Here is an 11,757-nt window from a genome sequence, read left to right on the forward strand (position 1 = left end):
AAAAACAGGTTGCTCGAAGGAGTCAACCTGTTTTTCTATTACTTTTCGATGGATGCCATATCGATTACAAACCGATATTTTACATCACTGTCCAATACGCGTTGATAAGCCTCGTTGACGTAATCAATGTCAATCATTTCTGTCTCGGGAAGAATGTTATGTTCAGCACAGAAATCAAGCATGTCCTGTGTCTCCTGTATTCCTCCAATACTAGAAGCTGTTAGAATCTTATTTCCTCCCATGATGGAGCGTCCATTAATCTCCATAGGGGCAGCAGGAATTCCCACACAAATGTAAACACCTTTTGTTTTCAGCAATGCTAAATAGAGGTTGTAGTCGTGGGGTGCGGATACGGTATCGATGATGAAATCAAAATACGATGAGAACTCTTTTATTTCATCCGCTTGATGTGTATTCAAGAACTTATGTGCGCCAAGCAAAGCTGCATCGTTCTTTTTTCGTGGGGAGTGGCTTATCATGGTAACTTCTGCGCCCATGGCTACTGCAATTTTGACCGCCATATGCCCTAATCCGCCTAATCCCAGTACCCCAACCTTATGGCCTTTGCTTACATTCCATCTTTTTAATGGCGAATAAGTCGTAATCCCAGCACAAAGCAGCGGTGCAACCTTTTTAATATCCAAGGATTCGGGGACATGAAGCACAAAATCTGCATCTGCAACAATATTATTGCTGTATCCGCCAAATGTATAGCTATGATCATGCATCACATCCTTGCTATTATAAGTCCAGACGGTCTTCTTTTCTGAACAGAACTGCTGTTGATCCGACTTGCAGTTGTTGCACTCTCCACAAGAGGCAACCATGCAGCCCACACCAGCTAGATCACCTTTTTTAAACTTAGTCACTTCAGGACCAACTGCGCTAATGCGACCTACAATTTCGTGACCAGGCACAATCGGGTATTGTGTTCCTCCCCATTCATCATGCACTTGATGGATATCGGAGTGACAGATCCCACTATACAAGATATCTATTAAAACATCGTTTGCACCAAGCTCCCTTCTTTCAAATTCCCAGTATTCAAGTGGTGAACTACTGTCTTTTGCCGCATAACCTTTCGATTTAATCATATTATCTTTTTTTATAGATCAAAATTTGGATACGAAATGTCTTCGATCCACGATTTACTTCACGCTAAGTTAATGGCTATTGCCGACGGATAAAGAGGCTGCGCATAATATTGACATTGCGCAAACAAAAAACAAGTTTCAACATGCAACGATTCGTATAAGTCGATGTATATTTGAGTTCATATAAATCATTTCAATGAAAAGAATCAGTTTAACGCTCGCAATTATTTGCTTAACCTCAATGGCTTTTGCTCAAAAAGTAAACTACAAAGTCAATACCCAAACATCAACAATCAAGTGGAACGCCAAAAAAGTCGTCGGAGGGCATGAGGGAACAATAAATCTACAGGATGGTACGATACAAACAGATAAAGGAAAAATTACTGCTGGAGGCTTTACTATAGATATGAATTCCATGGCATGCACTGATGCCCCTAAACTGACAGGTCATTTAAAAAATGAAGATTTCTTTAACGTACCCAGCTATCCGATCGCCAAATTTGTCATCAGTAAAGTTGATAACAGCAAAGGAAATCCAATCATAACAGGCAATCTTACCATCAAGAATAAAACAAAATCGATATCATTTCCAGCAAAAGTCACCACAACAAGTGATGGACTCTCTGCTGAAGCTTTAGGTGTAAAGGTAAATAGGCTGGATTTTGATATACAGTATCGCTCAGCAAGCTTTTTCTCCGACTTGGGCAATCGCGCTATCGATGATGTGTTTACGCTGGACATCCAGATTAAGGCAACAAAATAGACTTCGCAACAGCGGATTATATTTCGCTAATCTTCATAAGACATAACAGAAGATGTCCGAAAATTAAAGGGCTGCCCAACAAAATTGGGCGGCCCTACTTATTCTTCTTGCTCCTTCCAGAAAGAATCTACGGGATATCTTAGGGTTTCTGTGACCAGTAGGATGGCCCTGCGAGATTCTGTTAAATTAGATTTGATTCAAATTGCACTTAACAGCCCCGAATATGAACGAAAGTAAAGTTTTAAAATTATCTTTAAACTCCCTAAAGTAAGGTTAGACAAATTATATATGGAGAAAATAAAAACTTTTCAACAGCACGAGCTAAATAGAATTAGAAAACATTGGAATGATAGTGGCCTTGCATTTGAAAAGTTGGGAAGATCTGCTAATATATTGGATTATTCCGACCGGGAGATTAATGAAATGTTGCTGGGAATATATAAAGACAGTAAACATCTGCTGGTTGATGAAGGCTATTTTATTGATGTTACCCAAGTCAAAAAAGCGAGTTGTACTTTAGTGGATGTATCCTATTCAAGACGTATTAAACCTGATCCCAACAGCATCCTCAAACTCCAGGATATCCGTAATTTTTACGTTGAAGATTATTTTATAGAAACCAAAGAGGCTTTCTCCAATAAGCATAAACATAAGATAACAGGCTATTTAAAAAAAATTGGCGGCATCAGTCTAGGTAAAGGACAGTACAATTACCTCTATTCTATTCCGAATGATTTTAAGACATTTTTTGGTGATTCGCCAGCCGATCTGTTCTATCCGATACAACGGTATATAAACGGACTTTTTTTTGACGAAGATTATCGAATTTCAGATTTTGAGGTCATCAGTAAAATCATTATCAGCGAGTAAAATCAGGTTGGAAGGTCTTCGAGCAACTGATTAATTGATGATCTCTCCACCTCCTTGATCCAATTTCTCTTTAAATTTCTCAAGTTCCTGATCACCTGGCCCCTTCCATTCCGTCACCTCTCCTATAACTCTCAATGGAAATTCTGATCGGTAAGAACGAGTCGGGTTACCTGGAAATTTCTGATCCGTCAGATTCGGATCGTTCTCGTAAACTCCTGTAGGTTCAACCATAAATACCCGCTCCTTGCCATCGCCTTTTGCCAGTGCCGCCGCTAGTCCGGCTCCATTCATCATGGCTGTAAAATAAATATGGTTCATTTTAAATTCAGCCTTATAATTGGAATTGAATCCAGGCGTCAATAAATCTCCAATTTGCGCGTTTGCTTTTGTACCATGGTAGAGAGGCCCCCTATCAGCCAGATTATACTTATAGGAAGATCCCAGTCTTGCATATTCAGCCGCCATTGCTTCTTCCCCTAAGTCTGTATAGGTTTCGGAAATTTTCGAATAGAGCCCAGGAAGTGCGCTGCTTCCCCGATCATCTTCGATTACCAAAGCGTGATCTAAGGCTATCTGAAGCCAATGCAAGCGATCAGGTGCGGTTTTTTGTTGCCTTGCTACAAAATAGGCTGAAATTAACTTTTCATGGTCATCAGCCGCGTCCGTCCAAGCCTGCATAAAAAAATCTAATGCTTCATCAGCTTGACCTTCTTCTTCCAGACGCATACCTTGTATGCAAAGCTTTACAACATGATTAAATGGTGAAAATTCCATATTTTAAATATTTTAAAAAAGACTATACCTGATTCTCAGTGATCATCAATATTCAAAACCAATATTAACGATATCCTAGCTGTCAATCTTGTTATATCAAGATAACAAAAGAGCCAGTCATTTATAATAACTGGCTCCCAGACATAATTGTTCTTTCTTTTTCAATATTTCTGCTGTCATATGCAATAAGGAGATCCTTGCTTTATAGCGTTACAAGGATCCCATTAAAATACAATATTTCGTTTGTGCAATAGTGATGTCACCGGCGAAATACGCGAAACTGCTTCTGCCGAACAACTTGCATCGACAAAAACCATGCTTGCTTCATCTCCTACTTTTGGCCACTGCTGATTTCCCTGATTATCCAAAGGTAATTTATAACGCGTGGCAAAAGCAAGCGCTCTTGATAAACCAAATTCCGTCCCATAACCATATAGCTCTGCAATCAGATTCGCTTTTTGAAGCATATTTCCAGATCCAAAAGTATTCCAATGGTCTTGAATATTGTCGTTACCAACCAATACTTCCACACCGTGTTTTCGCAGTGTTGGTATTGGCATAATCATGTTGCCAAAAGGCACTGAGGAAACAATCCCAACTCCTGCCTCAGCAAGGCGTGCAGCTATTTTCTCTGCCTCCACATTTGTGAGACGACTAAGTGCAAAAGCATGGCTTACAAAAGCTTTTCCTTTCAGCGCTGGATTTTCTAACGTTCGATCGATCAAAAACTCAATTGTCTTTATACCACTTTCTCCCATCTCATGTAGATGTATATCGATCCCTTTGTTATTATCGAGCGCCAACTTGGTGATCTGTTCCATGGTTCTTTCCATACTTCCATCTAGGGAGTATGGATCTACTCCACCGATAAAACTTACTGCATCCAATTTTGCAACATCTTTTAAAATAGGTAAAGTATCCGTATAGTAGAGACCATGCTGTGGAAAAGCAACCAGCTCGGCTTCCAAAGTACCTTTTTTTGAAGCTAGTGCTTTTTCTAAGTTCAATAGGGATTTCAGTCCTGATGTTGGATCAACATTGAAATGTGATCGAATAAAATCGGTTCCATAGGCCAGCAAAAAATCCAGCATTTTACCCGTTCTTTCCACAGAAGTATTTAGCCATGTGGGAATCATCTTTTGTTCATAAGCGATCATATCCTTTACGGTATGTCGTGTTGGAGATACTGCTTCCCAATGCAAACCAAATAACATTTTGTCCAAATGTGCATGCATATCTTTAAAGGCCGGCAGCATGAGATGTCCTTTTGCATCAATAGCATTTGCAGTTGGATCATTGGGTTTAAGCAATTTTATCTTACCATCTTCAATCTCCACGGTATGTAAAGCGGTGTTTGTCCTTACAACTTCATTACCTTCATACTCAAAACCAGTCTCCAGTAATACATTTTTTAAACGATATGTTTTAGCTTTCATATTTATTTTAATAAAAGCCATTTCCGATCATCAATAGACGCTAAGACAATAGAAATGGCATCTGTTTGCAGAACAAAGGTCGGAATGTTCCCATCGGATGCTTTGCAGAATACATCCCGATACTTGAACAATTTATCACAATCTTCGCTTTAAACAGCAATAGCGGACCAAACGACTGGAAAACGAGGCCTGAGCGATTATCTAAAAATGGCGTGAATAATGAATGTCCTAAATGTGTTGCTGGAATAAATTCTCCAACGGATGAGATGAAAACTACATTGCAGCAATACTGTTATCTACTATTTTTGTGAAAGGCATCGGAATTTCTTCAACTGTTTATTGATGAAATTACATTAATCAAAAAAAGATGAAAACAACTTTAATATTCCTCATTATGATGACTTTAACCATCTCGTGTCGTCCGGCATTCACAGAAAGCACAACTACTGAAGTTGCGCTGCAGGACGACATCATTAAATTAGTCAGCAAGAATGACATACAAGGCGTCAGAAATGCGTTAGAAGACAACATCGACGTGAATAGCAAAGATGCGAACAAACGCTCGCTTCTGCTTATTGCAACAAAAAATGGAAATATTGAAATGGCAAAATTATTGGTAAAATATGGCGCCGACGTCAATCTTCAAGCGGACAATATGGATAGTCCATTTTTATATGCGGGTGCAAGCGGACAGACGGAACTTGTCAAACTATTCTTAGATCACGGAGCTCGTTTTGATCTATTTAATCGATATAACGGCACTGCTTTGATCCCTGCATGTGAGCGGGGGCATGTCGAAACGGTAAAATTATTGGCCAATACAAAAAATTTCCCTCTGGATCATGTCAATCGTTTAGGTTGGACTGCCTTGATGGAAGCAATCGTACTCGGTGACGGAAGTAAAAAATATCAGGAAATCGTTCGGATTCTCAAAGATGCTGGAGCAAAATTGGACATTCCGGATTTCAATGGCACAAGTCCGTTACAACACGCGCAACAACGGGGTTATACTGAAATTATAGTCCTATTAACTACATAAGGGAGGACGTTATAATGAACCTCATCGATTGAGCTTAAAGTGAATGCCCTTTCACGCGCCAGAAAGTCAGGTAATACTTTTTCTCAATGTAATAACAGTAATTTCAGGCCAAACACCTACCCTGCCTTTTAAGCCGTGAAAACCAAAACCACGATTGACATATAGGTATTTTCCTTCTTTTTGATAAAGTCCGGCCCACTGTTTATAAAAATATTGGATCGGACTCCATTTAAAGCCAAACAATTCTATTCCAAACTGCATACCGTGTGTATGTCCGGCCAAGGTTAGATGAACATGCTGATCATGCCCCAGTGTCACATGATCCCAATGTGAGGGATCGTGAGACATCAAAATTTTAAACGTATCTTTGGCTAATCCAAGGGTTGCCTTTGCAAGGTCGCCGTATTGATGAAACCCACCTTTTCCCCAATTTTCAACACCAATTAATGAAATACGAGCTCCTTGCTTCTCAATCGCTATAGATTCATTTAACAGCAATTTAAATCCCATTTCATGATGAATTTCTTTCAGCCTATTCAGATTTGAAATTTTCGATTCGGCACTTTCCCACTGCACATAATCTCCATAATCGTGGTTTCCAAGTACCGAAAATTTACCTGCGGGAGCTTTCAACCGGTTAAAGTCCGAAATCCAGGGTTCCATTTCTGAAGCTTTATTATTCACCAAATCCCCCGTAAATAATACAAGGTCACTGTGTTGTGCGTTTGCTAATTCGATACCTTTACGAACTCCTTTGATATCAGATAAACTTCCCGAATGGATATCCGAAAGCTGTGTAATTTTAAACCCATCAAATTCCTCCGGAAGATCTGGAAAACTTAATACCTCTTCCCGAACCCTATAAAAATGACGGCCTCTCGTTAAGCCGAAAAAAATAAGCAATAACATCGCTCCGCCCAAAAGAAGTACAATCTCACTTAAAAAAATGCTCCGTGGTGGAAGGGAACGAAAAATACGGGTAAGATCTTCTATAAATAAAAAGGGAATCGCGAGCAGTTTCGGTATAAAAACAATCAAAAATGCGGTAATCAGACTGGTCGCTGTATGCTGAACATCATATCCCGCCCTTCGCAGAAAAATCAGGGTAAAAACCCCAAACAACAACAGTACATCTAACCACCAATACATGTTGTGCCAGATTGAACCTTGAATAACAGTACTGAAAGCCTGAAAAAAATAGATATCACCTAATGCAAATAGGGATAATATCAATAAAAGTCGCTTTGCCATATCTTATAACGTATTGATTTAAAATTGCTAATGATATGCCAAAAGATCTATTTTCTAGATTCGTAACCTGCTCTGCACTAAATAGTGATGTCCCTGTGACAATTGGAACTACTTTAGTCCGCAATGGATAATAAACCATCGATACGATCAGGCCATACATGTCAAGATGTCTTATTCTAGGACTGATTACATGATCCATATTATTTCAGAACCCCAGTCTTCTGCATACATGTTCGCATCTTTTGATATGTCCGTTCGATATCCTGATCCAAGCCAATAGAAAATCGAATCAATCCATCTGAAATTCCCATCTTTAGACGCTCCTGCTCGGGGATTTCAGACGATGTTGAACTACCTGAGCAGGAAAACAATGTCTTATAAAACCCTAAGCTTACGGCAAGATACCCCAAATTTTCAGACTGCATCAACTCCATCAATGCATTGGCTCTTTCAGTTGTTTCCACATCCAAAGTCATCAAACCGCCAAAACCATAGGCCTCGTGCATCATACTTTTCATTAATTCATGATCCCGATGAGATGGCAATCCCGGATAAGAAACCTTTAGTCCATCTCTCTCAAACCGTTCAGCGAGATACATAGCGTTATGGCTATGCTGTTTCATCCGTATATGTAGTGTACGTAGATTCTTCAAGATACTCGCCGAACGCAAACTATCCATGGTTGGCCCCAACAGCATAGATGCCCCTGTGTTCACATTTTTAGTGTCATCGATAAGCTCCTGACTCGCACAATAAACCCCACCCACTGTATCGCTACTGCCGTTGATAAACTTGGTTAAACTATGAATAGCAATATCTGCCCCCAGGCGTATCGGTGAAATAGAAAGCGGAGAAAACGTATTGTCAACAATCAATTTCAGCTTATACTTTTTACATATCGCCGATAACCTTCTCAGATCTGCCACATGCAACAAGGGATTGCTCACACTTTCGCAGTACACAATTTTTGTATTAGGCCTTATGGAGTTCTCGAGTGTCTCAAAATCATTAATATCCAAAAACGTTGTTTCAATCTGAAACGGTGGAAGAAAATTTTTGAGAAAAGCATAAGTTCCACCGTAGATCGTCCTGCTTGAAATAATATGATCACCACTTTTACAAAGCTGAAGAAGAACTGTTGTAATCGCCCCCATGCCTGAAGAGGTTACATTGGCAGCAGCTGTATTCTCCATTTTCGCTAAGGCCTGCGCCAAATATAAATTCATTGGCGATGAATGCCTTGAATAGAGATAACAGCCTTCCGCATTTCCTTCAAATGTATCAAACATTGTTTTAGCGGAAAGAAACGTATAAGTAGAACTATCAGATATTGATGGATTTACCCCACCAAATTCGCCGAAATATTGCAAATCTTGGATTTCATTTGCTGCATTAAAATCTTCCATGTTTTTATCTTTAAAATTGGGATATTTTAAATTATATTACAAGGAATTATACATATATTAGATTATAAATCTAATACAACAACAATATCTAGTTAAAAAATCTGACTGGATTAAAAAAAGTTAGTGGAAACCAAAAAAAAATCTATGCAGTTCGACGAAATTGACCGCAAATTATTGCATTTTCTACAGGAAGACGCAAAACAAACGACTAAAGAACTTTCCTATAAACTCAACTTATCCGTAACAGCAGTCTATGAACGTGTGCGTAAGCTCGAAAATACGGGAATTATCAAAGGCTATGTCGCAATACTCGATAGACAGAAAATAGCCAAAGATTTTTTGGTATTATGTCATGTTAAATTAGCGCAGCACAAAAAGGAGTTTATCCTACAATTTGAAAAAGAGGTGATGAATCTTCAGGAGGTAACGGAATGCTTCCACGTTAGTGGTGATTACGACTATATTCTGAAGATATGTGTTCAGGACATGGCAGATTACCGTAATTTTATGCTAACAAAACTAACAAGTCTACAGCATATCGCAAGCACCCATAGTTCCTTTATGATCGCTGAAGTGAAAAACACAATAGCAATAAGTCTGTAAGAACTTAAACTAGAACACCATTTTTCGATGCAATGGGTTCTGGAAGATCCTTATCACCTATCATTTGCAATACATCAATTTCTATTGTCCTACAAATGGATAGCATAGGTATGTCAAACATAAGTCCTCCAAAAGGATTCTCGGTATAATCCCCTACCAATTCCATTACAATATAGATCCATCCAATGACCACACAAAAAGGAATACTTGTCCATATTCCCCAATCTCCCAATTTTGCAAATTCGTTCACTAGCCCTAATGGAAGCAGGATAATGAGGATAACATTAAAGACAAATGCTGTACTGGCAAACTGCCTTGGTGAAGGAAATTTTTTTATTCTTTCCGCCTGTCCTTGATAATCGTAAAACTGATTGAGGCAATTCTGTAATTGAGTTTGGTTGAAATCCGAAATAATTCTATCATTCTTCAACGCATTAACTTCCTTTGCCTGCTTCGAAATCAAAAAAGTCGCAAAATTCTTGTATTCGCGCTGTAATTTAAGTTCTTCTGTAGGAAGATATTTATGCAAAAAAATAGATGTTCTACTGTAATCAGGAAAGCCGGCTTTTATCAGTCTATTCCTTTTAACATTCATTGAACCAAAGTGTTTTTTTAAACTGATATGCTCCCATTCGGTCGGGACGAGCAATTGCTCGCGAAAAGTATACAGCCAGGCAATGTGGCGGTAAGCAATCCTTTTTCTTCTCTCCTCTAAATCTGTATGATCGCCATCTTCGGTATCAAATGCATACAACATCGCCGTAAAAGAACGGCTCGAATTGACGATTCCGCCCCAAATCTTTCGGGCTTCCCAAAGTCGGTCATAGGCTTGATTATTTTTAAAACCAACGTAAAACGCCTCTGCAGTTCCAATCAATGCCAAGGGAACCCATGGAATTATCATCCACTGCCAATTAAAAAAATAATAAATGACCGCCACCAAGGAACACCATAACGTAAGCCATATCAAATGTGCTCCGGCTAGATTGAATATTTGTCGATAGTTAAAATACTTGGTTGTGATCATAAAATATCAATATCTCCATTATTAAAAAACGTTATGAAAGTACAATTTAAATTGTAACTGTCCAATACTTCAAATTGTTTTCGGAACAATGATTTTTTATCTTTTCATTTTAGCAAAAACGAATCTACAAAGTACAACATAGTTCATCATGAAATCTACCCCTTCTATCCCTAAAACAGCATGTTATATCCAAAAAAAATGGCTAATAGGCTAAAAACCTTTTTTACTTGGTCGGTGCCCCCCCCTGAAAACAAGTAGATCATACTATTGTATATTTTTATTCGTTTAATTAGTTTTAACCTCATTGAACAAAGTACTGACAAACATATCTCAATATTATGATGAAGATAAAAGCGTTTACCCTAACTATTTTCCTTTTTTTATTTGCGGCGACAACCTTTGCGCAGAACAAAGCTGAGTTAAAATCGCTGTTAAATAAAAACCGAGAATTTATCTTTCCACAGACAGTGGATAAAATTGCTCAAGCATTGAACGTAAAAACGGTCTTCTATGAAGATGCCAATGGCGAAAAGTATGCAAAATGGATCACTAAATCCGGTTTAGAACTCTATAGCAATTACCAAGCTGATAAATCAGTTAATGAGATCTTTTTTGATATTCCAGAAGACAAGTTCCTGGTTGTTGAAGGATTGCCCTTCGATCTAGCAATCAATAAAACAACGCTCGATGAGGCGCTATCAAAATTCAGTCGTCACGATGTAAAAAGAGAAAAACTTGATGCTGGTGGCTCTTTTCCCGAAGGTACCCGACTTACGATGAAAACAGGCACACATTTCACTACCTTACTTTTTGACAATAAGAATCTTTTGAAATTCATGGGCTTGACAACGTCGCTAATTGATCCCGCTGCCAATTAAGGGCAAGGGGGTCAAGATCAGATTTTTACGATTTGTCAGCTATGTCGCCCAGGCATGATCACCCTTTTGATAAGGGAAATCACCATCATATTTCCCTGGGATTTTCACATAACGGAACACTTCGGTTGCACCCAATTTTGAGGTAAAAAACGTAAGAAGGGTAAGCTGCTTAAACAAGGTAAAAAAATGAGGCAGTTCACCCGCTATTTTCTTTTCATCGTAATCTTGTGCTTCCCTGTCCAACATATCGACAAAGGCCGTTTGATCTTTCTTTCCGAGCTGCTGAAATCGATTTCCAAATTCTTTTTCTGCACGTTCGTCAATTCCAGCTATTCCAGCCAAGAAAACCACCTGTTCCTCAGCGCTATAACAGTCACGTACCATAATCGGAATAACTGCTCCCACACCTGCTTCTTTGGCTCCCGGCGTTTTCGTTCTTGGCAGAATAGCCTCCGCAAGGTCGGCTAGAAAGTCTATTGATTTTGGGTCAAACAGCGTTTCGACGTCTTTCGAAGCAGATCGCTGACATCCTTCCAAAAATAACGAAGCTCCAATGACAGTTCCGCCCATAAGCAAGGTCACACGTTTTATTGCTTCTCTTCTATTCATAATTATG

The 11,757-nt window shown here is 39.0% G+C and carries 12 protein-coding genes; 5 read left to right on the top strand and 7 right to left on the bottom strand.

Annotation, left to right across the window (positions count from 1 at the left end):
• Window positions 1–38 precede the first annotated feature (38 nt).
• The gene (locus B3C94_RS22615) at window positions 39–1,094 is read right to left on the bottom strand and encodes an NAD(P)-dependent alcohol dehydrogenase (protein WP_293908046.1); all 1,056 of its coding nucleotides are present in this window, start codon (window positions 1,092–1,094) and stop codon (window positions 39–41) included.
• A gap of 196 nt (window positions 1,095–1,290) precedes the next feature.
• Between B3C94_RS22615 and B3C94_RS22620 the strand changes: the two genes are divergently transcribed.
• A complete protein-coding gene (locus tag B3C94_RS22620; protein ID WP_293908048.1) occupies window positions 1,291–1,857 on the top strand; it encodes a YceI family protein in 567 nt (188 codons plus the stop codon).
• 288 nt (window positions 1,858–2,145) lie between these two features.
• Window positions 2,146–2,727, top strand: coding sequence for a hypothetical protein (locus B3C94_RS22625; protein WP_293908050.1), 582 nt, complete (start codon window positions 2,146–2,148; stop codon window positions 2,725–2,727).
• Window positions 2,728–2,757: 30 nt separating this feature from the next.
• Here B3C94_RS22625 and arr read toward each other — a convergent pair whose 3' ends face one another.
• Both arr and B3C94_RS22635 read right to left on the bottom strand, forming a co-directional pair.
• Window positions 2,758–3,147 (bottom strand): NAD(+)--rifampin ADP-ribosyltransferase, encoded by a 390-nt coding sequence (gene arr / locus B3C94_RS23590; RefSeq protein ID WP_414712722.1) that lies wholly within the window; start codon window positions 3,145–3,147, stop codon window positions 2,758–2,760.
• 578 nt (window positions 3,148–3,725) lie between these two features.
• A complete protein-coding gene (locus tag B3C94_RS22635; RefSeq protein ID WP_293908054.1) occupies window positions 3,726–4,937 on the bottom strand; it encodes an amidohydrolase in 1,212 nt (403 codons plus the stop codon).
• A 367-nt stretch (window positions 4,938–5,304) separates the two neighbouring features.
• Between B3C94_RS22635 and B3C94_RS22640 the strand changes: the two genes are divergently transcribed.
• Window positions 5,305–5,976, top strand: a complete 672-nt coding sequence (locus B3C94_RS22640; protein WP_293908055.1) for an ankyrin repeat domain-containing protein — start codon at window positions 5,305–5,307, stop codon at window positions 5,974–5,976.
• 66 nt (window positions 5,977–6,042) lie between these two features.
• On the opposite strand, the gene B3C94_RS22645 is transcribed toward B3C94_RS22640, so the two are convergent.
• The gene (locus tag B3C94_RS22645) at window positions 6,043–7,227 is read right to left on the bottom strand and encodes a metallophosphoesterase (RefSeq protein WP_293908057.1); all 1,185 of its coding nucleotides are present in this window, start codon (window positions 7,225–7,227) and stop codon (window positions 6,043–6,045) included.
• Between the two features lie 200 nt (window positions 7,228–7,427).
• Complete coding sequence (locus tag B3C94_RS22650; RefSeq protein ID WP_293908059.1) at window positions 7,428–8,633, bottom strand: aminotransferase class I/II-fold pyridoxal phosphate-dependent enzyme; 1,206 nt, start codon at window positions 8,631–8,633, stop codon at window positions 7,428–7,430.
• Between the two features lie 144 nt (window positions 8,634–8,777).
• On the opposite strand from B3C94_RS22650, the gene B3C94_RS22655 reads away from it, so the two are divergent.
• On the top strand, window positions 8,778–9,236 hold the full coding sequence (locus B3C94_RS22655) for an Lrp/AsnC family transcriptional regulator (protein WP_293908062.1): 459 nt from the start codon (window positions 8,778–8,780) through the stop codon (window positions 9,234–9,236).
• Between the two features lie 4 nt (window positions 9,237–9,240).
• On the opposite strand, the gene B3C94_RS22660 is transcribed toward B3C94_RS22655, so the two are convergent.
• Window positions 9,241–10,263, bottom strand: a complete 1,023-nt coding sequence (locus B3C94_RS22660; protein WP_293908064.1) for a bestrophin family protein — start codon at window positions 10,261–10,263, stop codon at window positions 9,241–9,243.
• Between the two features lie 338 nt (window positions 10,264–10,601).
• On the opposite strand from B3C94_RS22660, the gene B3C94_RS22665 reads away from it, so the two are divergent.
• Window positions 10,602–11,141, top strand: coding sequence for a hypothetical protein (locus B3C94_RS22665; RefSeq protein WP_293908066.1), 540 nt, complete (start codon window positions 10,602–10,604; stop codon window positions 11,139–11,141).
• 39 nt (window positions 11,142–11,180) lie between these two features.
• Here the strand turns inward: B3C94_RS22665 and B3C94_RS22670 are convergent, their stop codons facing one another.
• Window positions 11,181–11,750, bottom strand: a complete 570-nt coding sequence (locus B3C94_RS22670; RefSeq protein ID WP_293908068.1) for a gluconate 2-dehydrogenase subunit 3 family protein — start codon at window positions 11,748–11,750, stop codon at window positions 11,181–11,183.
• Between the last annotated feature and the right edge of the window lie 7 nt (window positions 11,751–11,757).

Source organism: Sphingobacterium sp. UBA5670 (assembly GCF_002420705.1).
Taxonomy (GTDB): Bacteria; Bacteroidota; Bacteroidia; order Sphingobacteriales; family Sphingobacteriaceae; genus Sphingobacterium.